Consider the following 23,981-nt stretch of genomic DNA (forward strand, 5'->3'; position numbering starts at 1 on the left):
GCTTTTGCTTATTGTTTCGACTTTTGTTTACTTCCTTAATGAAGTTGTCTAAATATTAAGCAAAGTTAATCGGAGTAATCTTTTGATTATAGTCTTTTTCATAGCGGTGATTGGACAAAGCACAGTTTTTAAATCTAAATTCTGTCGCTGTCTCCCCGACGTGTTTTTTAAAAAACCTTGAAAAATAAGCGTAATCATCAAAACCTAACTTAAAACCTACCTGCTTAACATCAAGCTCAGTATAATACAGTAAACGTTTTGCCTCCATTAAAACTTCTTGATTTATCCAGTGACTTGCAGAAAATCCAGTTAGTTGTTTGCACAGTTGATTAAGATAAACTGCGCTAATGTTTAGCGAAGATGCGTATTGTTTAACTTGTTTCCTTTCAATTAAACGCTCCTTTACCAAAGTTTTGAAATTTATGAAATGGTTGTATTTACGGTTATTTATGTGAACTAAAGACTCGCTTGCCTCTATTATTTTCGCAGAGATGAGCTGAACAAACGAAGCTAGAAGAGAATTTGTGAGAGCTACATGCCCAGGGTTACCTTTTTTTATTAAGGTTTCTTCCAATACGCTTATTAACTTGAAAACTGAATCATTATTCTCTAGCTCGATGCTCCTTATATTATAGTAGATGTCAAAAATATCTAAGCATTGTCTCGGAACCAATTCTGGAGATATAAAAATAATTAAGCCATCACATGACTGATGATTTAGATAATTATGAACCTGGCCAGGCAGTACAAACCCTGCTGAAGGGCCTTTCAATTCTATCTCGACAAAATCAATCTCAAAAATAAAACGACCATTTTTTTGTATAACAAATACATAATAGTCATCTCTATGGGATTTTTCTGCAAATTTTTCCAAAGCAGAAATAGGATGGATTTGAAACAATTCGTTTCTGAGTTCGTCCTTATGTACTGGAATAGAGGAATTTGCCATTTACTATCGAATTGTTTTTTATTCGCATAATATTAGTAATTCAATCGCAGACATATCACAAAGCTCAAAAAAATATTTGCAGGTTATTTTTTTGATGTTATGGGAGACAGTTTTGAGTCTCCATATATTTCTGCTGATTATTAAACTTGACGCTTTTTGGATTCGTGAAAATTTGGCTACTACCACTGGTTTCAGCATCGCCGGTTCCTTCCTCAAACCCACCATCTACTTTTTTAAAAATGACTTCTCTAATAGATGCGGCACCTTCTCCGTAAGCTAAAAAATTTGCTTTTAAAATTCCATCATTATAGTCACCCTCGAACGTACCTTTGGAATCGTCCTTTTCATAAAAATTGTAATTGAGCGTTCCTTTAACCTTACTTACCTCCATGGTTTAATCACTAGCTGAAATGTATCCTTTTTTAAAATATTTTGGTAAGAACCTATTATAGATACTTTGCCGGAGTCCCTGCTGTTATCGTTTTTTTGGGGTTTTTCAACTTTTTCATTATTTTGACAAGCGAGAGTAAGTACCGCAGGCAGGATTAAAAATAATGCGTTATTTTTAAATTTCATAGCGTTTTTTCTACCTTTTTTACAAATATTGACCCAAAAATACAGATAATAGTGTTCTAGTGATTAGAGCGCTAAATTCTGTTGCTGTGAATTATTGAAGTTTGTTTCGCAAGTCTTTGAAATTCATTCAGGTTCCGTACTCTAGTCACCAGTATGGAATTTACAGGACAATCATTTTTTACTCCCTCGCAACTATTCAGCTTAATATTTCATAAGACAAGGACAATTGTAAAATGGGCTCAGATAAGTAAAATAATTTGTACATTTTGAAGGTTGATAAAAACCACACACATATGGTTATGTGTGGTTTTAAGATAGGAACTAACCGTTTATTTTTCTAATGGAAAAGCTTCTTGTTTTTCGGGAGCAAGGATGTATTTTTCGCGGATGAAAGCAATATCGGCGCTTATTTTTGATTCTTTAGTGTTATTGGGTTTGCTAAGTTGGACAACAAATTTTTCCCTCAACATCGCCATATCTTTACTTACTTTTTTATGCAATACTTTAGCATATAACTGTGTTGTGCGAATGTTCGTGTGGCCAAGCATTTTAGAGACACTTTCTATTGGCACACCGTTCGGCAAAGTTACAGTAGTACCAAAAGTTCTTTTGGCTATTCGATTACCCAACGTTTTACTGACCCCTGAAATCGCCGCAATTTCAACGAAGTATTCGTTCATCTTTTGATTACTAGAAATTGGCAAAGCCCTGTCGTTATTGAGGCAGTACGGATGATTCTTATACTTATCCAAGATGCTTGCCGCTATCGGCAATAATGGAATTGCCGCTCTTGTATTTGTTTTTTTTCTGTAGGTAAATATCCAGCGTTCCCCGTCAACTCCGATGCCTATATCTGCCATTTTAAGTTTTTGAACGTCCGCATAGGAAAGCCCGGTATAGCAACTGAACAGAAAAAAATCACGTACCTGCAATAACCTTTGGGTGGTAAACTGTTTTTCGGTGATCTTACTTAATTCATATGCAGTGAGGTATTCTCGATGGACAGGTTTGGATTTCAGCGTATGGCCAAAGAACGGGTCATTGCTGATCCATTTAAATTTCCGGCAGATGCTAACTATCTTTTTGAGGTTTTTAACATGTTTATTTGCCGTATTGGTATCGTTTTCCTTGACCGTATGAAGAAAGAAATCAAACCCATCGATAAATTCATGGTCAATGCGCTTGACATTAAGATCTGTTCTGTTGTACTTTTCGGCAATATAATTTGCCACATGTCTTTCCAAAACCTCAAATCTTCTAAGCGTTCCAAGAGCATATTCTTCTTTCTCCACCAATGCTTTCATTTTTACATTGTGGTCTCTAATGGCTTCGAGAATGGTATGTGTTTTTTCTTCTTTGCCCAGATAACAGCATTTAACACTATCAGCTGTTATTTCTGTCCCGTCCACACTTAACAGAGTACGTGCTGCATAGACCTCCGCTTTTATATTTTCAAGATAAGCATTCATGATTTTGACATCTTCCTTTGTGCCGATGACTTTTCCGGCTTTCGCATTCCATCGCTCAGGCTCGCAATTCATGCTCGTCGACATTTCCGCACGAATTCCGGCCACGGTAATTCTCAAAAAAATAAAGTAAACAGTCCCTTTTGTGTAGTTTTTTGGCTTTTTCAAAAAGAAAAGCAGACTGAAATTAGTTTTCATAATAACTGATTTAAGGTTAAACAAAGTTAGCCATGCAGTCTAAAGATATCAAGATGTTCAATGACTGAACTTTCTGTCGTTCAGAAAGTTGCATTGATTTAGGTGAGTTGGGAATCTCAAATTTTACTCACCTAATTACTCACCATTTTATTTGTGATTTATTAGATAATTTGGGTTTTCCAGGCAAACAAAAAAGCTTGCAATCATTTGATTTGCAAGCTTTTACGTAGTTTTGATACTATCTTCTGTGATCCCGCTGGGATTCGAACCCAGGACCACTACATTAAAAGTGTAATGCTCTACCAGCTGAGCTACGGAATCAACATCTAAGAAAATAATTTCTTTTGATTTGCTGCAAATATAGGGTTGTAGCCCCTTTTTTGCAAATTTAATTTTCATAGAATGCTTACCTGTTTGATTTCTAGCGGTATTAATTTACAAAGACGTTTAAAATAGACTAATGGTTTGACATTTCAGTTTTAAATTTTTTTAGCCATTTTTGTAACAAAGAAAGGTACGCCAAAAGTAAAGGGAGTCGTGCTGTCAACAAACAATATATGAACAAAGCTATTTTCTTAGACCGCGATGGGGTTCTAAACCACGAGATATACGATTACATTTGTCGTGTAGAAGATTTCCAAGTGCTGGAGTATCAAATTCCTGTGCTAAAGCGGTTTTTCGACGAAGGATATCTACTTATCGTAATTACCAACCAGGGCGGCATCGCACTTAAAAGGTATTCTGAAGAAGACTTAGCCATTATGCACCAAATGCTAAGGAATGCTTTTGTGAAGAAAGGCGCAGAGATTGCTGCTGTTTATTATTGCCCGCATCATCCAACAGTTAGCCAACCTTGCCAATGCAGAAAGCCCGGCTCTAAGATGCTTTTGGATGCAATAGAGATGTTCGAAGTAGACCCTAAACAATCGATTATGATAGGAGATAAGCCGCGTGATGTAGAGGCGGGCGAAGGTGCAGGTGTAAAGGGACTGCTTATTGAACCAGACGATCAATTAGATTACGATAAAATAAAGGCAATACTGGAGAATTAAACAAACTTTGTCTAAGCCATTTGCGTGTTAAATGAATTTTAAAATAAACCCGGCAGCTTTGGCGGCCATAGAAAAGTTAAAGAAAGATGCTGTGCGGCAGAGAATAGTAGCCAGCGGCGGTCTTTTTATTATTGCTTCAATGGCGTTTTTAAGTAGAACATCTGGCGGCAATATATCCGCCTTGGCCTTGTCACTATTTTTACTAGTGCTGCTTACCGCAATTTATTTTATGTTTATAAGGAGCTATAAAAAGCAGAAATTTCTTTTAAAACATATTATAGAAGCCGTAAATGTGGCAGATGGTAGGGGTGTTTTTAGCTTTGCAGAAGACTTGGATTATGAAGTAGTTGAAATGCCCTTTGCAATTGGCCAATTAAGCATGGTTTTACCTACTAAAGAAGAAGTAGCAAATTTTAGAGGGAAATATTTTACTGTTTTTAAATTTCCAATTGGTCGTGCATACCTCGTTAAAGAGTACTGGGATGATTTCTCGACCGTATTAAATTCTTTAGAGTTGAAAAAGGAGGAGATCGTTGTAGCTAAACCAGAGACTTTTTTTAGCATCATGCACGCAATGGGTAGGGATTTAAAATATCAATTCTATTTTCAATGCCTATATATTGTTGCGCTTAGTGCAGTAATTGCTTATACGGGAAATTCGATGCGATTTAGCTTTTTAAGCAATCTTATCGCTAGCACATGTTTCGCCGCATTTCTCGGCGCATTGACCATTTCTCCGCTACTTGGCAAAGTAAAGATAATAAGCCATTTGGTGTATAAAATGGAAATCATAGACAATACTTGCTATTTCTATTGTACTACAGTTTTTAGAAACAAACCAATAACATATAGCTATGCAATGAGGGATATTTCTACTGCCGAATGGGAAGTGTATCAAGAAGTGTTTTTTAAAGACGAGAAATTTATGGTTCTAGGTGCCAAAGGCGAAAAATTCTATTTGGTTGGGGGGATGTTGGCCAATTATGGAACTACTTTTATAGATGAACGGCACAGCAATACGGCAACCTGCAACGGAGATTAAATTTATTTATAGCAAAAATAGGCTGAGCAAGAAAAGGATTTTTTTTAGCTAAAAATAGCTGATATTTCTTTATCCTTACAAAAATTTCTATCTTGGAATACACCGCATAAACCAATTACCATGAAAAACTTGATTATCCTAACTGCACTTGTAAGTGCTTTTTTTGTTACCTCCTGTACCCAAACCAGTAAAACTGTGGGTGATGAGAAAACCCCTGATAAATTAATAGACAGTGCTTGTTATGGTGCAGCTTTTGATAAGGACAATGCACACATGGTGTTAAAGAATTACGCATCTGGTAAAGTTGGCGGAACGCTAGAAGTTAATTATGAAAAAAACCCTAAAAATACAGGAACGTTAGATGGGAAATTTAAGGGAGATACCTTGTATGTAGATTATAGATTTACTTCTGGAACTGAAACGGTTCATACCAATCCATTGGCTTTTTTAAAAAAAGACGGTAAATTAATTATGGGCGTTGGGCAAATAGAAACCACTTTAGGCCGTTCGTACTTTGTTAAAGACAAACCAATAAATTTCGAAGTTGGTAAGTTTACCTTCCAACCTGCAAACTGCAAGTAAGTTTGCCATCATTTTACGTAGGCCTCAAAAAATAAAACCATCTATGAAGGTAAAATTTTTAAAAACATTTAGCTGGATATTTATTGTTGGCACATTTACGTGCCTTGGCTGCCGTAAGCCCCCGCAAGCATCTAAAAAAGTGCTGCAAATTACCGTACAAAATAAAGCTAGGCTGAGTAAATTTGAGCCAGCGAACGGAAAGGTTATCCTTTTTATTGGCCAGGATCTAGAATCTATCGGAGGTACTTCAGTCTATAATAACGGCTATTTAGATATTTTTGCGGCTCCGGGAGGCTTTACTCAATATACCAATTTCAGGGCTGGCTCTGCCTACACTTTGGCCGGATTAAATACTTTTGCAAATTGGGGAGATGGCCCGGAGAATATGGAGGTTACTACCTCGAACCCCAATTTTGCGCATTCTTGTTTATCGATAGGCTTAGACATTACAAACGGCAACGACTTTGCTACCGCCGAAGGAAAAAATGATGATGCCATTACTAGGTTGGCAAGCTGGATAAAAAAACAAGGTAAAAGGCCAGTGTTTTTGCGAATAGGCTATGAGTTTGATGGAGCTGGTTGGAACCATTACGATAATGTGGCATACATAAAAGCTTGGCGCAGAATTAAAGATAAGATGGATGCGATGGACGTTACCAACGTGGCGTACGTATGGCAATCTAAAGGAGTGGGGACGAATAGAAAAACGCTCGACGCTTTTTATCCCGGAGATAAGTATGTAGATTGGGTTGCCTATTCATTTTTTACCGCTGCCGAAGAACATCATCCAATGATTCAGTTTGCGAGAGACCACCATAAGCCCTTATTTATTGCCGAAGCCACTCCTGTAATTTTAGGAGCAAATGGCGTTTGCATCCCAATTGACCTTAGCAATACAGCCGATGTTAACAAGGTCTGGAACCAATGGTTTGTGCCTTTTTTTAGAACCATCAAGAACAATCCAGATGTAATAAAAGCCATCCACTACATTAATTCACCATGGAAAACCCGCCCAATGTGGCAAGAAAATCCATACTTTAAAAATACTGATGCCAGAATTACGAGAAACGATCTGATGAAAAAACTTTGGATTGGCGAAATCTCAAAACACGAGTATCTCAAAGCATCTGATACGCTTTTTAACTATTTGTGGGATAAGAACTAAGGTTTTCTCCTTGTCTAAATCAAAATCGATTTTGAAAGGAATTGGTGCTGATATATTTATCTGTAACTTAAGAATTGTTTTATATTCTTGGAAAAGTTTTCAACAGCGCTGTTGGCAATCTAATCAAAACGCCGCGCCCTATTAGATACGAGCGGGCTCACAGATGGAATTTATGTAAATTTTGATCTTATCGGGCAAAGTTTCTCTGTGCGGATGGAACCTTGAGCATAAGCATATTGGGCTCGAAGATGAGTAATTCGATTACCGCTAAATATATAGCCTTAAATAAAAATTCTCGTTCCCGAAAAACTTAGCCTGAAATCTTTGGGTGTACAAGCTTTTTTCTTTTTAAAAATTCTGTTAAAATTAGATATGTTGTTAAATCCGCAATTATATGCAATTTCTGCAACGGTAGAAGTAGTATCTATCAACAATCGGCTTGCGTGCCCCAGTCTAATCTCATTTAAACTATCTATAAAAGAATTTCCGGTACGCTTTTTAATAAACCTACTAAAAGAGGCTTCTGGCATTCCTACCAGCTTAGCAACCTCCGCCAAAGTAACCTGTTTGCTGTAGTTATCGTTCATGTAAGCAAACGCTTTTTCTATGCGGCGACTGCTATAATTGAATTGGTCGTTGCTAAAACCAGCATCAGATAATGTGCGCATGTTTCTAGAAATCGACAGATCGTGCAAAATGGAAAGAAGTTCTAAAACAGAATCGAAACCCTGCTTTTTGGCCAAAGCCTTTATTCTATTTTTTACGCTGTTAATGGTTTCTTCTGAAAATAAGATTCCCTTTTGCGCCTGTATAAACATGTTGCGTATAAAGCTCAATTGGTTTTTCTTTAACAGGGCATCATCAAATAAATCTTGATGAAATTGAATGGTTATTTCGGTAATGTCTTCTGTTTCGCATAAATGGGTAAACCAGGCGTGGCAAAGGTTTGGCCCCACCAATACAAGTTCCAAAGAGTCTATTTCTTCTATGTGGTCTCCCACAATTCTCTTTGCGCCTTTTGCATTTATAATGAGGTTTAGCTCATATTCCTCATGATAGTGCAATGGAAAATCGAAACCCTTTTTTTGCCGTGAGAAAAGGGTAAAACAGTCGCTTGGGGTAAGTGGCGTAATTTCTTTGGTGATATTGTTCATTTTATTAATGATTTATTCCTTGCTACTAATCGTATTTTAATCAAGTTATGTTAAAATAGTACCATTTTTAATTGCTTTAAAACATCTTACAACTAGGCTTTGACGGTTTAATTGTGAAAATATTGGTGTATTATGTTATAAAAGTATTAAAATTAATTTAATAATAACGATAAGTTTGTTCTATTAATTAACCAAAATAAAATCAGTTATGAAAACAATCTACTATTCGGTAGTATTCGGTGTTCTGATGGTTTTCTTTTTCGGCCAAAATGTAAGGGCGCAAACGCGGGTAATCAACGGTAAAGTTGTTGATGAGACCAATTCGCCATTGCCCGGAGCGTCTGTAGCAGCAAAAGGAACCAGCATCGCAACTATTTCTAATTCAGACGGGCAATTTAGCCTTTCTGTCCCCAATGCAACCACAACACTTGTTGTTAGTTTTACAGGCATGAAGCCAGTAGAAATTAACGTTACAGACAAAACTTTTATAACTGCAAAATTAAATCTATCAAACAACAATTTAAATGACGTTGTTGTTATTGGATATGGCCAGCAAAAGCGTGAGGATGTAAATGGTGCTGTCTCATCCGTAACAGCAAAGGACATTGAAAATATTCCGCAAACAAGTGTTGACCAGATGTTACAAGGTAAAGCTGCAGGTGTTACGGTTACCAATGGTACGGGTGCTCCAGGTAGTTCTGCTTCGGTACACATTAGAGGTATAACATCACTTTCAGGCTCAAACGAACCTTTGTATGTGGTAGATGGAGTATTTATCGATGGTGCTGCTTATACGGGACAAAACGGGAATAATGGTGAAAATACAGTCAGCCCACTCAGCTATTTGAATCCTAGCGATATCTTAACTATCGACATTTTAAAAGATGCCTCAGCAACAGCCATTTATGGTAGCCGTGGGTCAAACGGTGTAATTATTATTACGACCAAAAAGGGTAAGAATGGAGAAGCTCACCTAAATTATGATGGTTACTATGGTATTCAAAATCAAGGTCGTTTCCTCGATATGATGAATTTGAAACAATATGCCGCATTACAAAACACTTTAGCTGATGTAACTGGTGTAGGTCGTAGAGGTGAATTTGCAGATCCAAGTCTGTTAGGAGACGGCACAAATTGGCAGAAAGCGGTATTTCAAACTGCACCAATGATAAGTAACAACCTGTCTATGACCGGTGGTAGCGATAAGATCAATTACTATATCTCTGGTGGATACCTGACACAAAAAGGTACCATTATCGGTTCAGATTTTGAACGCTACAATTTCCGTAGCAATGTTGAGGGAAAATTGAGCAATTGGTTTAAACTGGGGTCAAGCATCACCTTAAATAGAACCAATCAAAATGTAGGTGCTAGTAATAACGATGGTATTGTTTACACTGCCTTGTTAAACGCTCCCGATCAAGCACCCCGCAACCCCGACGGAAGTTTTACTGTTGCTCCAGCATCATATGGTAGCGGCGCTATAATTAGTCCAATTGCATTGGCTTTATCAAACACCAATAACTTGGTACGCAACAATGTAAATGCTAATTTTTATAGTGATATAAAATTCTTTAAAGACCTTACGTTAAGATCTGAAATTGGTGGTTACTATAATTTTTCAAACAGTAAATTATTTAATCCTTTAATTACTGTAGTGGATCCGTTAAACCCAGGGTTTATATATGGTAATGGCGTTGCTAAACTAAGTGAAAGATGGGATCAAGGCTTAGGTTTTAACTGGAAAGAATATTTCTCTTACAACCATACCTTTGCTGAAAAACATAATATAAACGCAACGTTAGGTTATGAATTGAATAGGGGATATTATAACAGCATAAATGCAGGTACAGATACATTTTTAAGTAACGATTTACCTACTCTTAATTTAGGAGGAGCCAAAATACCTACTATTGGTGAGTACAAGTCATCAAACGTACTACAGTCTTTTTATCTACGTGGTATTTATAGCTACGACAATAGGTACAGTTTGACAGCTACCATTCGTTCTGATAAGTCGTCTAATTTTGCGCCTGGTAGGCAAACAGGTTATTTCCCTTCAGCAGCCATTGGATGGACTGTTTCAAACGAATCTTTCATGTCGGGTCTTAAAAATACACTTGATAATGTTAAGTTAAGAATTGGTTATGGAGAAGTTGGCAACCAAAACGTACCTGGTTATCAGTACGGTGCCGCGCTTAATCCCACTATTACAGGTTTGGGTACTGGTTTCAACGTAGATAAATATCCAAATCTATTCCTTACATGGCAAACATCTGTACAAACTGATATAGGTTTGGATTTTAGCCTGATAAAACGGATTGATATTTCTGCTGACTGGTATAACAAGACTTCTCGAAAGTTTCTTTTTCAAGCGCCTTTACCTGAATATTTAACTGGGGTAAATGCAAGCTACCTTGGTGGCATTAGCTCTCCTTATGTAAATGGTGGAGAGGTTAGCAACAAGGGTTTTGAATTTAGTATTAATTCAAAAAACTTCATTGGCGATAATTTTAAATGGAATACTACGGTAACATTCTCACAGTATAAAAATAAAGTAGTTTCCACTTATAATAATAGCGTGATTAACGCAAGTATTACTCGCGGATTCTTAAATATACCTGTTACTCAAACTGCAGTTGGTGGACCAATTGGCGAATTTTATGGCTATCAAGTGAAAGACATATTTAGAACTGCAGAACAGCTTGCAGTTGCACCATTACAGTTCGGGCAACCAGTTAGCAATACACCTGGCACTATAGGATCAACATCTTTGGGAGACATTCAATATGTAGACATCAATGGCGATAATAAGATAGATGCAAGTGATCTAGGGCCTATTGGAGACCCCAACCCTACGTTTACCTACGGCTTTACCAACAATTTTACGTACAAAGATTTCGATTTATCTATATTTTTATATGGTTCTCAGGGTGGTAAAGTGCTCAACTACTTGAATTATTCTATTGAAGGCTTAAATTCCTTATACAAGAATCAACTTGCTGAAGCAGCTAATTATTGGAGCCCTACAAATGCAACATCTAATATCCCTGCTCCGAAAGGTGGAGTTAATACAAATTTAAACATGTCTACTAGGTTTCTAGAGAGCGCCTCTTTTCTAAGATTGCAGAATGTGCGTTTAGGGTATAATGTGCCAACAAAGTGGTCTAACTACATCAAGCTTAGTAAAGTAAAAGTGTATGCAAGTGCGCAAAATCTGTTTGTAATAACTGGTTATCAGGGACTTGATCCAGAAGTTGGTCAACAAAATCAAAACGTGTTTTTAACCAATGTAGATTTGGGAAGATATCCTTCGCCTAGAGTGATCACTTTTGGAATAAACGCAGAATTTTAATTATATTAAAGAATTTTAAAATGAAAGCAAATATTAAATATATCATTACTGCAACGGTTGCTGGTCTCTTGACTACGACTGGTTGCAAGAAAGAAATTTTCAACAGGCCACCTGAGAGTGCAATTACCATTGATAACTTTTACCAAAATGATACTCAGGTGTCATCAAGCACGCTTAACCTGTATAACTCAGTGTGGTATCCGTATGTGTCAAAAGCAATGTGGGCACTTTGCGAAATGACTGGAGGTAACGGAAGAAGCTACTCCTCAGACGTAAGTGACTTTGCAAACCTTAACGGAGCAGTAACAAACCTAAATTCGGTAAATGATGATGGTTGGGCTTCCTTGTGGACGGTTGTGGAACAAGCTAACGCACTTATAAACTTGATGCCTTCAAGAGCAGGTGCATCAGTCAGCCCAGCGGTGTTAAACAATGCATTAGGCGAAGCACATTTCATGCGTGCAATGGCTTACTTTCACATTGTGAGAATATGGGGTGCGGTGCCAATTATTGAGAATGGTAGCGATTTTTTAACAGACTTTAAGATACCCCCTAATAGGATTCAGGACATCTACACCTTTATGATCAACGATATGAAATTTGCGGAAGCAAATTGTACCGCAATGACCAGAACCGGGTCTGTTACTCAGGGACACGTTTCAAGTGGCTCGGCTTCTGCCATGCTTTCAAAATTATACTTATATATGCAAGATTACCCAAATGCACTTAAGTATGCGCAAAAGGTAATCGCAAGTGGCGAGTTTAAATTGTACGGGATAGATGTGCCTAACAAGACATACAATGATTTATTCAAAACTGCAAATAACAATAATGAGGAAAGCATTTGCCAAATCCAATGGGCAGGTGGCCCTTACGGTCATGGAAATCCTTTTCAAGGTTCGAATGCTGCGAATGGTACCATAACAGGTACAGGTGATGGTTACAGCGTAATGGGCCCAACCATCGATTTGCAAAAATCTTATGAAGGTGGCGACTCTAGACTGCACGCGACCATTATGACAGCTGGAGATTTTTATCCAGAGATTACCGCAGCGGCAGGGGGATATACCGTACCAGCCAATGTTAATGCACAGGGTAGTAATGCTGCAATAAAGAAATACATAGTTGGAACGCCTGCAGACAACGGTGGCTTGGGCACTGCGCAAAATTCTGCCAACAACACCTATTTGATGCGTTATGCTGAAGTTTATTTGATTGCTGCAGAAGCCATTGTTGGAAATAGCAAAACATCTACTGATGCGCAAGCCTTAAATTACATCAATATTATCAGAAAACGCGCAACTTTGGCTCCACTGACCGTTATAGATCGCAACCACATGGTTCCTAATCCTAATTATGATGCAACATTTAACAACAGTGTTCCCACTACAATTTTACAAGATGACATTTTGAATGAAAGAAGACATGAGTTCGCAATCGAAGATGATTATTGGTTCGACCTTTGTCGTCTAGATGGATGGAATGGTATTTTAACCAATCAGCATCCAAAAGCAACTCAAATCATCAGTCAGCAAGAGAGAGGTACTTTTGCTGATGATCGTAAAACCATTTATCATTCAGCGGTTACGCCAAAAGCTTCAGACTTTTTGCTTCCTATACCAATAGGCGAAACAACAGCTAATCCTGAGTTACTGCAATCTCCTGTTCCTTATACATTTAAATAATCAGAGCTATGAAAAATTTAAAATTAATATCATTTTACTGCCTACTGTCGTGCTTGATCGTAGTTGGTATAAGCTCCTGTAAAAAGGAAGAGGGCAATGGTGCGCCCACCATAACGAGAGTCCGTACTATTTTCCAAAGTACTCAAAATTCTCAGGCCATCACACCATTTGATTCCACAACAAATGCGGGTAAAATTGATAGAAGGTATGCCATTATAGGAAATAACTTACTTTCTACTAAAGCGATATATCTTAATGGTGTGTCTATTTATTTCAATGCTGCTTATGCTTCTAATACCACGTTGCAATTCTCAATACCTACAACTACGCCTTTTAGTAGCAGCGCAACAGATAACATGCTTAAGGTAGTAACGGCGTACGGCGAAGCCAGCATACCGTTTATAATTGAGCAGCCGCTGCCAGGAATTGAAATGGTTAATCAGCTTGCGGGTAATGCTGGTGATATTATTACCATTACTGGTACCACATTTGATGGTCTTACTGGAGTAACATTTGGGACTGTACCTGCCACCGTGCTCACAAAATCACCGACTGTAATAACCGTAAGCGTGCCTGCTGGGTTAAAAGCAGGAAGCATTATGGTCACTACAAAAGCAACCCAAGGCGGTGGTTTAGTGAGCGGACCATTACTTTTATCCGGAACGAGTCAGCTTAGTGATAACGTAAAAGCTGCTCACCAAGCTGGGGCTGTATTCGGTTTTACTACCCCAATTTTCGAAGATCAACTGGAAAATAGCTGGTATACTTTTGGAGATGCAACTGTAGATCCAACACTTCAGAAAAGAGGAACAGCTTCTATGAAAATAGCTTTTGGTGGTGGATATGATAACATTGGATATAAAGTTGATGTGAAGCTACCTGTGGATTCTAGTGCCGCCATGAAATTTTCTTTATACGGCGGTAAGGGTACGAATGGTAAGAAAGTTCACGTACTGTTAAATAATAACTATAATGCATCAACTGAAATTATCTTAGTTGAGGGTAAGTGGACAGATTACATCGTGCCATTTAAATTCCTTGTTGATGCAAAAAGTCCTTTGGTTACGTTTGTAAATCAAATCACGTTTCAAGAGTATAGCGGCAACAACAGCGTATTCAATATCGATGATGTTGGTATTGTTGACGTTAAACCTTAGATAGAAAAGAGATTAAGGTCATTAACACAGTTTGACTTGTGACCTTAATCGTTTAACATCCGTTTTAAAAATCTGCATAAAATATTTAATGGAATTTCATTTTAATGGCTATACAGTTAAAGCAGAATGTCAAGGTAAAACTACTGCCTGCTGTTTTACATCTAAATACATGGGCCTATTTTAATCAGAGGAGTTCCTCTAAAACCTTTATTTTCTAAAGTAGATTTGTAAATTCTAATATATAAAAATAAGTTTCGTTTAACTAAAATCTCTTATTGACGAGTAGTTAACAACCAGTTTAAGCTTAACCCATTACACAAATGAAAAATAAGACAAAATATTTACTACTTCTTAGCGCTACATTGATCGTTGGATTTTCGTCTTGTAAAAAATCTGGTAGTGATATCAATCCGCCCGTTACAACACCACCTCCGCCACCTGCACCACCAACAGGTCCTGTTTTGCCAACTACATTAAGTGGCATTAAAGCCATTTTAGTTGATAAAAATGCTACAGATGAAACAGCTGCCTTATTTTACAATATGAAAGTTTTGGCAAGAACTAAAATTATGTTCGGCCACCAAGATGATACCAAGCAAGGCTTTAATTGGAATGGCGAAGCAGGCAGATCTGACGTTAAAGAAGTTACAGGAGCGTATCCGGCAGTTTATGGTTGGGATATGCTGTTTGTTGCATCTTTTCAACGCAACAGCTGGTTTGATGGCCAAGTCAATATGATTAGACAACTTACTAAAGATGCCTATAAAAGGGGCGGAGTAAATACATATTGCTGGCATTATTGGAATCCGGCATTGAGCAAAAGGCCCGGTCAAGATGGTTCTACCGAAGGAACAAATGCAGATTTTTATTACAAGAACGCACCCGCTGCGGCTGTTCCTGAAATTTTACCTGGTGGAAGTTACAACGCAGTTTACAACCAGTCTTTAGATCAGGTAGCTGATCAAATTAGTAGCTTGAAAGACGATAATGGAAAACCAATTCCTATTATATTTAGACTTTTTCATGAACAAGATGGTGATTGGTTTTGGTGGGGTGCAAAATATTGTACCGCTCAACAATACAAGGATTTGTTTCAATACACCGTTAAATACCTAAGAGATGCTAAAAAGCTTCACAACATATTGTTTTCTTGGTCGCCAGATAGAGGCGCCAGCACAGAGGCAGATTATTTAGCTAGATATCCAGGCAATGATTATGTAGATGTTTTGGGTATTGATGAATATTATGATCTATCAGCCGATCGCGGGGGTGCAGCAGGTATTACAGCTGCAAGCAACAAAATTAAAATAATGTCTGATTATGCCAAGGCCAACAATAAAATTGCCGCCGTAACAGAAACTGGATTAAGCAATTTAACTAAACCCGACTGGTATACTACTGTTCTTTTGCCTGCATTAACCCAACAAAAGGTAGAAATATCTTATGCACTGGCATGGGGTAACAGTTCTAGTACGTACTGGACTCCGTATCAAGGTGGGCCAAGTGCCGTTGCTGCAGATTTTGTGAAGTTTAAGAATACTTCAAACATTGTTTTTGGAGATACAGCTCCTGATATGTACAAAATAAAATAACACACGCTAAACAAGATTATGAGAGGTTATAAATTAAAAATATCTTCAATTTTTCTATTATTTGCTTTATGCTTCAGTGTAAATTTAAATGCACAAAGCAAATTTGTAACGGTAAAAGATGGACAGTTTGTTAACGACAACAAGCCTTACACCTTTGTTGGAACCAATTATTGGTATGGTTCTTTACTCGCGCTTAAGGGCGATGAAGGAAAGATACGTCTAAAAAAAGAATTAGATTTCTTAAGAAAGAATGGCGTTATCAACCTTAGGTTAATGTTAGGGGCAGAAGGAGAGAGCGATTACAAGTATCGCGTAGCAAACGAAGATGCGCTGCAACCAAAAAAAGGTGTTTTTAGAGATGCTGTTTTGTATGGACTAGATTATTTGCTTAGCGAAGTTGCTAAACGCGATATGAAAGTTGTGCTGCACTTTACAAATACTTGGGAGTGGAGCGGCGGATTGGGCGAATATTTAGAGTGGAATGGACATGGAAAGCAGCCCTTGCCCAAAAATCCAGATTACTCTTGGGATATCTATCGTGATTACATCAGTCAGTTTTACACTTGCGATGCTTGTAAGGCCAATCTTCAAAAATACATCAAACATATTCTCGCACATACCAACACAATCAATAATGTAAAGTATGTAGATGATTCGAGCATTATGGCTTGGGAAATTATTAACGAGCCCAGACCTATGCGTCCGAAAGCTATGGATGCGTTTCAACAATGGATGAGCGAGACCGCTGCATTAATAAAATCGATAGACAAAAACCATTTGCTTACCACCGGAAGCGAAGGCGAAATTGCCATGGACAATAATACCGACGAGTTTGTTAAGCTTCATGCAGATAAAAATATCGATTACATTACCATACATTTGTGGCCAAAGAATTGGGGCTGGTTTAAAGGTGATAGCATTGCGACCAGTTTTGATAACATTATTAACAATGCCGATGAGTACATTAAAAAACACGTTAAAATTGCGGAAGAGCTAAACAAACCACTTGTAATAGAAGAGTTTGGTTTGCCAAGGAACAAAATGTATTTTGATATCAATTCCTCAACTTCCTATCGAGATAGATTTTACACCAAAGTATTTGAGTTTGCAGAAAACAACAAAATCATCGCCGGAACAAATTTTTGGTCTTTTGGAGGACTTGCAAGACCTATACCAGGACAAGTATTTTGGAAACACGGAGATGACTATATGGGAGATCCAGGTGGCGAGGAGCAGGGCTTAAATTCTGTATTTACCTCAGATAAATCTACTTGGAAAATAATAAAAACACACGCAAAAAAGATAGATAAAAGATGAACGTCAAAAAAATTGGATTTCTAGCTAAGGCTTTCTGTTATGTAACGCTAACTACTGCCTGTGCACAACAGCATAAATTGATTGATAAAAAAGCAACGACCGAAACTAAGAACTTGTATAAAAACTTATTCAAGCTTATGGATAAGGGGATTATGTTTGGCCATCAAGATGATTTAGCCTACGGAACCACATGGAAGTATGAGGAAGGAAGGAGTGATGTTAAAGATGTAGTAGGAGATTACCCAGCAATATTTGGTTGGGATATTGGACATATAGAGTATAAAAAAGCCAATAACCTAGATACTGTGCCTTTTGCTAAAATACGAGAATATGTTAAAAAGGTTTATGATATGGGCGGCGTTAATACCATAAGCTGGCATGTTGACAATCCTGCAACCTTGCAGCACGCCTGGGACAACACAGAAGCAACAACTTCCATATTACCGGGCGGCAAAAATAATGCTCGATATACAGAGTGGTTAGACAATGTGGCTACTTTCTTAAAAAGCTTAAAAGGCAGTGATGGCAAAGCCGTGCCAATACTTTTTAGACCTTACCATGAGCTTAACGGCGATTGGTTTTGGTGGGGTAAAAAGTCTACCACCGTTAAAGACTATGTGGCGCTTTGGAAATTTACTGTACATTATTTAAGAGATAAAAAGAATGTGCATAACCTCATTTACATCTACAATACCAATACCTTCAGCGATACCAAGGAATATATGGAGCGTTATCCTGGAGACGATTATGCCGATGTAGTGAGTTTTGATAACTATCAATTTGCTAAGTTAGGCTCAGATCAAAGTGAGCTAGCTCTATCTTCTGCCAAATATATGGCGCAAGTTAAAAATGGCTTACGCATTTTAGACTCTGTTGCTACAAAACACAATAAATTACCCACATTCGCAGAAACTGGCTTCGAGGTTATTCCGGCAAAAGACTGGTGGACCCAAACACTGTGGGATACGATTAAAGATTTTAAGATTTCCTACGTGCTCGTTTGGAGAAATAATGGATATACAGAAGCGGACAAGCAATCCCACTATTATGCTCCGTATACCGGACAAGTATCTGCAGATAATTTTAAGGATTTTTACAAGTTAGACCGAACACTTTTCGAGAAAGATGTAGCTAAACAACACCTATATAAGTAATCTAAAATTTATTTTATTAATTCATTCTTGATGGATCAAAATTTAAAATTAAAAGAAAAGGTAGCCTACGGCTTCGGAGATTTCGCTTCTTCCATGTTTTGGAAATTATTTTCTGTTTACCTGCTTTTCTACTACACAGATATTTTCGGCATTTCTGCAGCCGTAGTCGGCACTATGTTTTTGGTTACTCGAATTTGGGATACCGCCCTCGATCCAATTATAGGCATACTGGCTGATAGAACCGAAACGAGGTGGGGAAAGTTTAGACCCTACCTTTTATGGGTTGCCATACCATTCGGAATTATCGGAGTACTAACCTTTACCGCACCAGATTTAGGCATGGGTGGTAAATTGGTTTATGCCTACGTTACCTACACGCTAATGATGATGATTTACTCACTTATTAATGTGCCTTATGCATCGTTAATGGGGGTAATGACTTTAAATTAAAGACAGAACTACGCTTTCTACCTTTAGGTTTATTTTTGCTTTCGCAGGAAGTATTTTGGTTTTAGCTACCGCAGAACCACTTGTGGCGGCTTTAAGCAAAACATCAACTGGTATCGATTTGCAAAAAGGATGGCAACACACCATGATTATTTATGCTGTAATTGCTGTAATATTCTTTTACTTTACCTTTAAGTGGACAAAAGAACGTGTCCGTCCGCCAAAGGAGCAAAAGAATTCATTAAAGGAAGATCTAAAAAATCTTGCTGCCAATAAGCCTTGGTTTATCCTTTTGGGTGCCGGTATTTCTACATTGATTTTTAATTCTTTGAGAGATGGATCTGCCATCTACTATTTTAAATATTATTTTCAAAGTCAAGAGGCTTTTGAACTCCCTATTTTTAAAGTTGCCATCAATTACAGTACGCTATATTTGGTATTGGGCCAAGCGGCAAATATTGTTGGGGTTGTGTTGGCAAAGCCTATATCAGACAGAATTGGCAAAAAGAATACGTTTTTTTATATGATGGTTATTGCATCTGTATTAAGTTGCGTCTTCTATGTTTTTGGCGAAACAGATGTAACTTTAATCTTTGTCTTCCAATTTTTGATCAGTATATGTGCAGGTAGCATTTTTCCTTTACTTTGGTCTATGTATGCAGATATTGCAGATTATTCTGAATGGAAAACCGGTCGCCGTTCTACAGGCCTTATCTTTTCATCATCGTCTATGTCTCAGAAATTAGGGTGGACATTAGGTGGTGCCTTAACGGGATGGATGTTGGCTATATACGGTTTTAAAGCCAATGTAGCCCAAACCGCAGATGCTCAATTAGGTATCAGGTTAATGTTAAGTTTTATACCTGCCGCTGGCGCAATTCTCTCTGCAATTTTTATTTTCTTTTACAAACTAAGTGATCCTTTTATGTTAACCGTTACCGACGAATTAACAGCCAGACGGTTAAAGGAAAATGAACAATAAGAATTATTGGATACAAATGTTTAGGTTCAGCAAAAAATTATTTTGGTTAATGTTGGTTTGTTCACTAACCTCGGTTATATGCGTAAGTAACGCATATAGCCAGGTTAATGGCATTTACAGCATTATCAGTTTTGGGGCAAAAGCAAACTCGAAACTCAACGCTCAGTCGGCCATTCAAAAAGCTATAGATGCCTGTAGCAAAGCCGGAGGCGGAACAGTTTTGGTTCCTGATGGCAATTTTTATAGTTCTACCGTTTATTTAAAAAGCAACATCAATTTACATTTTTCTAACGGTGCAAACCTTTATGCCATACCCGATAGTACCTTGTATAAAAACGATAAGGAAGGTTTAGAAGATGCGGGCGATTCATTTATCCCTTCGTTAATTGTAGTAAAAAAGCAGCAAAACGTAAGCATCACCGGCAACGGCTCAATTATTGGTCAGCCGAGTTTTTATTATAGCTTGGTAACCTATAATGATACCTATCCGGGTTTTAACGAAAATGCACGAAAATCTGGAGTAGATAAGAACCGGCCATGGGTTAAAAATCCTAAAATATCGTTGGTTTATATTTCTGACAGTGAACACATTACTTTGAGCGATGTTAGTATTATCAATTCGCCTAATTGGAGTTGCCACATTCAGTGGAGCAACCATATAACTATTTCTAAAATTAAAATAAGATCTAGCTTAAAAAACGGGGTAAACTCTGACGGTTTAGATATTGATGGTTGTAAAAAAGTGGTTGTTTCTGATTGTATCATAGAAACTGGCGACGACGCCATCTGTATTAAAACCACCATACAAGGTAATAGGAGCGAAACGGCAGAAGATATTTTGGTAAACAATTGCGTGCTTTCTTCTTCATCTTGTGCCTTAAAAATTGGGACCGAAACCAATTCTAACATCAGCCGAATTGTCTTCTCGAACTGCACCATTAGCAATTCTAATAGAGGCATAGGCATTATTGTTAGAGATGGAGCAATTGTAGATAACGTTACTTTCTCAAACATTCTTTTAGACTGTTATAGAAAGCCTTTTTTTTGGTGGGGCAATGGCGAGGCTTTCCATTTTAACGTGTTCAAAAGAAATAAAAATTCTAAACTAGGAATGATCAAAAATGTGGTGTTAGAAAATATTAGAGGTACGGTAGAGGGAAGCTCTAGCATCCTTGGTTATCCGCAAAGCGATCATTCTTCTATCCAAAACATTACGTTATCAAACATTGCGCTGCAGGTAAATTCCGAGCGCGAAAAAGATAAGCGCACAAAAAATGCAATAGATATTTTGGAAGCTAAAAACATCACCATGGAAAACCTAATGGTAACATGGAACAAAAGTGCACCCGAACGTTTATGGGAACATGCGCTATTTTTGAATAATGTAGATGGTTACGATATTTCCAACAGCAGTTTGCAGAGCCTTAGTACAAGTAAGGAAAACCAATCGATTGTTTTACAGAATACTAAAAATGGATTTATCGATATCCGCGCCTTAGACAGCCAAAATACCATAACGGTAAGCGGAACAGATACAGAAAACATTAACATACAAACTACAAGTGCTGCCAACTCTATTGTAGTAGAGGGTAGTGCATCTAAAAAAGTAAATATTAAACAAAAATAAAAGACCTAAAAAAATCCCAGTAAAAATGACAAGCATATTTAATAAAAGATTCAAACTACTCGAAGATAGCCACAACGCGTTAGTAAATAGGCCAAACGAGAAAGAGTTGCCTGGAAACGGTATTTTTGATCGCTATTTCAATCCAGTATTAACAGCATCGCATGTTCCATTGGCTTGGAAATACGATTTAAACGAGAAGAGTAATCCATTTTTGATGGAGAGAATAGGCATTAACGCAGTTTTTAATGCTGGCGCTATAAAGTTCAAAGGAAAATATTATTTGGCCGCTCGGGTAGAAGGTTCAGATCGTAAATCGTTCTTTGCCATTGCAGAAAGTAACAATGGAATAGATAAATTTAGGTTTTGGGAACGCCCAATTTCTTTTGAAACTTTTGCAAATGCAGACGTAAATATGTACGACATGCGTTTGGTGCAACACGAAGATGGTTGGATATATGGCTTATTTTGTACCGAAAGAAGAGATCCTGAAGCACATGTAGGCGATCAAACTTCTGCACTTGCGCAATGCGGAATTGTAAGAACTAAAGATTTGAAAACCTGGCAACGTTTACCCGATTTAAAAACTCCTTCCCCCCAACAACGCAATGTTGTGTTGCATCCTGAATTTGTTGATGGAAAATATGCTTTTTATACCAGGCCACAAGATAGTTTTATAGAAGCCGGCAGTGGCGGAGGTATTGGTTTTGGCCTTGCGGATGATATAGAAAATGCGGAAATTGCTGAAGAAAAAATCCTGTATAAAAAGGAATATCATACGGTTTACGAAAGCAAAAATGGACAAGGGCCTGCGCCAATTAAAACCGCCCAGGGTTGGTTACATCTTGCGCATGGGGTTAGAAATACTGCAGCAGGTTTAAGATATGTGCTCTATATGTTTATGACCGATTTGAACGACCTAACAAAGATTACCCATAAGCCAGGGGGATATTTCTTAGCGCCAGAAGGGATAGAGCGCGTAGGTGATGTGTCCAACGTGGTTTTTAGTAACGGATGGATTGCCGATGAGTCGGGAGCGGTTTTTATTTACTACGCATCTAGTGATACCCGTATGCATGTCGCTACGTCGAGCATAGATAGATTGGTAGATTATGTGATAAACACCCCAGAAGACGGCTTAAACTCAGCAGCATCTGTAAAGCAAATAAATAACCTTATCGACAGAAATAAAAAAGTCAAAGCAGAAAGCAAAAATGGCCTTGCAACTGCATGACATTAAAAAGCTGTTTAATTTGTTACCATGGTAGAAGATTTAAAAGCTGAGTTCGAGAATGAACTGCTGTCTATATTAAACTATTGGAGAGACCATACTGTCGATAAAGAATATGGTGGTTTCTTTGGGAAAATCGACAACGAAAATAAAGTAGATAAAACAGCACCCAAGGGTGCTGTTTTAAATGCAAGGATTTTATGGTCGTTCTCTGCTGCCTACAATCAACAAAAAAACGAAGGTGATCTGCAAATTGCCTTGAGAAGTTACGATTATCTAAAGACGTATTTTGTCGATAACGAATTTGGAGGTGTTTATTGGTCGGTAGATGAGCACGGAAACCCTTTAGACACTAAAAAACAAATTTATGCCATTGCGTTTGCGATTTACGGTTTAGCAGAGTTTTATGAAGCAGCCGACTGTAAGGAAGCGTTAGATTTGGCCATTTCTCTTTATCGAGACATAGAAGTACACAGTTTTGATGTTGGAAAAAACGGCTACCTCGAAGCGCTGTCGAGAGATTGGCGCGATGTGGGTGATTTGCGTTTAAGCGAAAAAGATGCGAATGAAAAGAAGACCATGAATACGCATCTGCACATTTTAGAAGCCTATACAAATTTATACAGGTATTGGCCCGATGGACAGTTGGCAGAGCGGATTGCCAATCTTTTGCAGGTTTTTGAAAAAAAGATCTTAAATGCAGAAACGAAACACCTCGTACTTTTTTTTAACGAAAATTGGCAATCAAAACACCACATCGTTTCTTACGGCCACGACATAGAGGCTTCTTGGTTAATGTTAGAGGCTGCCGAAATTTTACACCACGAGGAGTTGATAAGCAAATTTAAAAAGCTTGCCGTAGAAATTGCGGTTGCTTCTATAGAGGGAATTGACGAAAGCGGTGGAATGATTTACGAATTGGACGTTGATAAAGGCCATAAAGTGGCCGAAAAACACTGGTGGGTGCAGGCAGAGGCTATGGTTGGTTTTCTGAATGCCTACCAACTCAGCGGCGACAAAGCATTTTATAACTATTTTATTGGGGTCTGGAATTTCACCAAAAACCACATCATCGACAAAGAAAACGGAGAATGGTTTTGGGGCGTTAATGCCGATGGATCCTTAATGCAGGGAGAAGATAAGGCCGGTTTCTGGAAATGTCCGTACCACAACAGTAGAGCTTGTATGGAGATTATCAATAGGTTAAAGACCATTTATTTATAATTTAAATAAAGTTAAAATTCTTAACCGTT

General features: G+C 37.8%; 20 protein-coding genes and 1 tRNA gene. 15 read left to right on the plus strand and 6 right to left on the minus strand.

Features of this window, described 5'->3' with window-relative positions:
* Nucleotides 1-55: 55 nt before the first annotated feature.
* The 5 genes from ABIB40_RS00955 to ABIB40_RS00975 all read right to left on the minus strand — a co-directional run bounded on the left by ABIB40_RS00955 (nt 56) and on the right by ABIB40_RS00975 (nt 3,510).
* Entirely contained in the window at nt 56-949 is an 894-nt protein-coding gene (locus ABIB40_RS00955; protein ID WP_354355023.1) for a helix-turn-helix domain-containing protein, read from the minus strand.
* A gap of 97 nt (nt 950-1,046) precedes the next feature.
* Complete coding sequence (locus ABIB40_RS00960) at nt 1,047-1,340, minus strand: hypothetical protein (RefSeq protein ID WP_354355025.1); 294 nt, start codon at nt 1,338-1,340, stop codon at nt 1,047-1,049.
* Nucleotides 1,331-1,525 carry a hypothetical protein gene (locus tag ABIB40_RS00965; protein ID WP_354355027.1) on the minus strand — a complete coding sequence of 65 codons (195 nt, stop codon included), beginning with the start codon at nt 1,523-1,525 and terminating at the stop codon, nt 1,331-1,333. Before ABIB40_RS00965 ends, ABIB40_RS00960 begins: the two co-directional genes overlap by 10 nt.
* Before the next feature lie 329 nt (nt 1,526-1,854).
* The gene (locus ABIB40_RS00970; RefSeq protein ID WP_354355029.1) at nt 1,855-3,189 is read right to left on the minus strand and encodes a site-specific integrase; all 1,335 of its coding nucleotides are present in this window, start codon (nt 3,187-3,189) and stop codon (nt 1,855-1,857) included.
* Nucleotides 3,190-3,437: 248 nt separating this feature from the next.
* Nucleotides 3,438-3,510 (minus strand) — tRNA-Lys (locus tag ABIB40_RS00975).
* A gap of 236 nt (nt 3,511-3,746) precedes the next feature.
* Between ABIB40_RS00975 and ABIB40_RS00980 the strand changes: the two genes are divergently transcribed.
* The 4 genes from ABIB40_RS00980 (at nt 3,747) to ABIB40_RS00995 (ending at nt 7,030) form a co-directional block, all read left to right on the plus strand.
* Nucleotides 3,747-4,241, plus strand: coding sequence for a D-glycero-alpha-D-manno-heptose-1,7-bisphosphate 7-phosphatase (locus ABIB40_RS00980; protein WP_354355031.1), 495 nt, complete (start codon nt 3,747-3,749; stop codon nt 4,239-4,241).
* Between the two features lie 31 nt (nt 4,242-4,272).
* Nucleotides 4,273-5,283, plus strand: a complete 1,011-nt coding sequence (locus ABIB40_RS00985; RefSeq protein ID WP_354355033.1) for a hypothetical protein — start codon at nt 4,273-4,275, stop codon at nt 5,281-5,283.
* A 120-nt stretch (nt 5,284-5,403) separates the two neighbouring features.
* Nucleotides 5,404-5,865 carry a hypothetical protein gene (locus ABIB40_RS00990; protein ID WP_354355035.1) on the plus strand — a complete coding sequence of 154 codons (462 nt, stop codon included), beginning with the start codon at nt 5,404-5,406 and terminating at the stop codon, nt 5,863-5,865.
* A 43-nt stretch (nt 5,866-5,908) separates the two neighbouring features.
* Nucleotides 5,909-7,030 carry a glycosyl hydrolase gene (locus tag ABIB40_RS00995; protein ID WP_354355037.1) on the plus strand — a complete coding sequence of 374 codons (1,122 nt, stop codon included), beginning with the start codon at nt 5,909-5,911 and terminating at the stop codon, nt 7,028-7,030.
* A gap of 281 nt (nt 7,031-7,311) precedes the next feature.
* Here the strand turns inward: ABIB40_RS00995 and ABIB40_RS01000 are convergent, their stop codons facing one another.
* The gene (locus ABIB40_RS01000) at nt 7,312-8,184 is read right to left on the minus strand and encodes an AraC family transcriptional regulator (protein WP_354355038.1); all 873 of its coding nucleotides are present in this window, start codon (nt 8,182-8,184) and stop codon (nt 7,312-7,314) included.
* A 208-nt stretch (nt 8,185-8,392) separates the two neighbouring features.
* On the opposite strand from ABIB40_RS01000, the gene ABIB40_RS01005 reads away from it, so the two are divergent.
* From ABIB40_RS01005 to ABIB40_RS01055, 11 genes are all read left to right on the plus strand, one after another.
* Entirely contained in the window at nt 8,393-11,539 is a 3,147-nt protein-coding gene (locus ABIB40_RS01005) for a SusC/RagA family TonB-linked outer membrane protein (protein ID WP_354355040.1), read from the plus strand.
* Between the two features lie 20 nt (nt 11,540-11,559).
* On the plus strand, nt 11,560-13,224 hold the full coding sequence (locus tag ABIB40_RS01010; RefSeq protein WP_354355042.1) for a RagB/SusD family nutrient uptake outer membrane protein: 1,665 nt from the start codon (nt 11,560-11,562) through the stop codon (nt 13,222-13,224).
* Nucleotides 13,225-13,232: 8 nt separating this feature from the next.
* Nucleotides 13,233-14,381 carry an IPT/TIG domain-containing protein gene (locus tag ABIB40_RS01015; RefSeq protein ID WP_354355044.1) on the plus strand — a complete coding sequence of 383 codons (1,149 nt, stop codon included), beginning with the start codon at nt 13,233-13,235 and terminating at the stop codon, nt 14,379-14,381.
* Nucleotides 14,382-14,701: 320 nt separating this feature from the next.
* Nucleotides 14,702-15,973, plus strand: coding sequence for a glycoside hydrolase family 26 protein (locus ABIB40_RS01020; RefSeq protein WP_354355046.1), 1,272 nt, complete (start codon nt 14,702-14,704; stop codon nt 15,971-15,973).
* Nucleotides 15,974-15,991: 18 nt separating this feature from the next.
* Complete coding sequence (locus ABIB40_RS01025; RefSeq protein ID WP_354355048.1) at nt 15,992-17,290, plus strand: glycoside hydrolase 5 family protein; 1,299 nt, start codon at nt 15,992-15,994, stop codon at nt 17,288-17,290.
* Nucleotides 17,287-18,444, plus strand: a complete 1,158-nt coding sequence (locus ABIB40_RS01030) for a glycoside hydrolase family 26 protein (RefSeq protein ID WP_354355050.1) — start codon at nt 17,287-17,289, stop codon at nt 18,442-18,444. The genes ABIB40_RS01025 and ABIB40_RS01030 overlap by 4 nt, the downstream gene beginning before the upstream one ends.
* Nucleotides 18,445-18,474: 30 nt before the next feature.
* A complete protein-coding gene (locus tag ABIB40_RS01035; RefSeq protein WP_354355052.1) occupies nt 18,475-18,894 on the plus strand; it encodes an MFS transporter in 420 nt (139 codons plus the stop codon).
* 55 nt (nt 18,895-18,949) lie between these two features.
* On the plus strand, nt 18,950-19,873 hold the full coding sequence (locus ABIB40_RS01040; RefSeq protein WP_354355054.1) for an MFS transporter: 924 nt from the start codon (nt 18,950-18,952) through the stop codon (nt 19,871-19,873).
* On the plus strand, nt 19,863-21,500 hold the full coding sequence (locus ABIB40_RS01045) for a glycoside hydrolase family 28 protein (RefSeq protein ID WP_354355056.1): 1,638 nt from the start codon (nt 19,863-19,865) through the stop codon (nt 21,498-21,500). Before ABIB40_RS01040 ends, ABIB40_RS01045 begins: the two co-directional genes overlap by 11 nt.
* 25 nt (nt 21,501-21,525) lie before the next feature.
* The gene (locus ABIB40_RS01050; RefSeq protein WP_354355057.1) at nt 21,526-22,731 is read left to right on the plus strand and encodes a glycoside hydrolase family 130 protein; all 1,206 of its coding nucleotides are present in this window, start codon (nt 21,526-21,528) and stop codon (nt 22,729-22,731) included.
* A 27-nt stretch (nt 22,732-22,758) separates the two neighbouring features.
* Complete coding sequence (locus ABIB40_RS01055; protein ID WP_354355059.1) at nt 22,759-23,952, plus strand: AGE family epimerase/isomerase; 1,194 nt, start codon at nt 22,759-22,761, stop codon at nt 23,950-23,952.
* The last annotated feature ends 29 nt before the right edge of the window (nt 23,953-23,981 follow it).

It is taken from the genome of Pedobacter sp. UYP30, assembly GCF_040547165.1.
In the GTDB taxonomy this organism is placed as follows: Bacteria; Bacteroidota; Bacteroidia; order Sphingobacteriales; family Sphingobacteriaceae; genus Pedobacter.

Coding starts and splice junctions, on each gene's coding strand:
- ABIB40_RS00970 (WP_354355029.1), bottom strand. CDS start 3,189: ATGAAAACTAATTTCAGTCTGCTTTTCTTTTTGAAAAAGCCAAAAAAC.
- ABIB40_RS00995 (WP_354355037.1), top strand. CDS start 5,909: ATGAAGGTAAAATTTTTAAAAACATTTAGCTGGATATTTATTGTTGGC.
- ABIB40_RS01045 (WP_354355056.1), top strand. CDS start 19,863: ATGAACAATAAGAATTATTGGATACAAATGTTTAGGTTCAGCAAAAAA.
- ABIB40_RS01035 (WP_354355052.1), top strand. CDS start 18,475: ATGGATCAAAATTTAAAATTAAAAGAAAAGGTAGCCTACGGCTTCGGA.
- ABIB40_RS01010 (WP_354355042.1), top strand. CDS start 11,560: ATGAAAGCAAATATTAAATATATCATTACTGCAACGGTTGCTGGTCTC.
- ABIB40_RS01000 (WP_354355038.1), bottom strand. CDS start 8,184: ATGAACAATATCACCAAAGAAATTACGCCACTTACCCCAAGCGACTGT.
- ABIB40_RS00990 (WP_354355035.1), top strand. CDS start 5,404: ATGAAAAACTTGATTATCCTAACTGCACTTGTAAGTGCTTTTTTTGTT.
- ABIB40_RS01015 (WP_354355044.1), top strand. CDS start 13,233: ATGAAAAATTTAAAATTAATATCATTTTACTGCCTACTGTCGTGCTTG.
- ABIB40_RS01005 (WP_354355040.1), top strand. CDS start 8,393: ATGAAAACAATCTACTATTCGGTAGTATTCGGTGTTCTGATGGTTTTC.
- ABIB40_RS00985 (WP_354355033.1), top strand. CDS start 4,273: ATGAATTTTAAAATAAACCCGGCAGCTTTGGCGGCCATAGAAAAGTTA.
- ABIB40_RS01025 (WP_354355048.1), top strand. CDS start 15,992: ATGAGAGGTTATAAATTAAAAATATCTTCAATTTTTCTATTATTTGCT.
- ABIB40_RS00960 (WP_354355025.1), bottom strand. CDS start 1,340: ATGGAGGTAAGTAAGGTTAAAGGAACGCTCAATTACAATTTTTATGAA.
- ABIB40_RS00980 (WP_354355031.1), top strand. CDS start 3,747: ATGAACAAAGCTATTTTCTTAGACCGCGATGGGGTTCTAAACCACGAG.
- ABIB40_RS00955 (WP_354355023.1), bottom strand. CDS start 949: ATGGCAAATTCCTCTATTCCAGTACATAAGGACGAACTCAGAAACGAA.
- ABIB40_RS01020 (WP_354355046.1), top strand. CDS start 14,702: ATGAAAAATAAGACAAAATATTTACTACTTCTTAGCGCTACATTGATC.
- ABIB40_RS00965 (WP_354355027.1), bottom strand. CDS start 1,525: ATGAAATTTAAAAATAACGCATTATTTTTAATCCTGCCTGCGGTACTT.
- ABIB40_RS01050 (WP_354355057.1), top strand. CDS start 21,526: ATGACAAGCATATTTAATAAAAGATTCAAACTACTCGAAGATAGCCAC.
- ABIB40_RS01055 (WP_354355059.1), top strand. CDS start 22,759: ATGGTAGAAGATTTAAAAGCTGAGTTCGAGAATGAACTGCTGTCTATA.
- ABIB40_RS01030 (WP_354355050.1), top strand. CDS start 17,287: ATGAACGTCAAAAAAATTGGATTTCTAGCTAAGGCTTTCTGTTATGTA.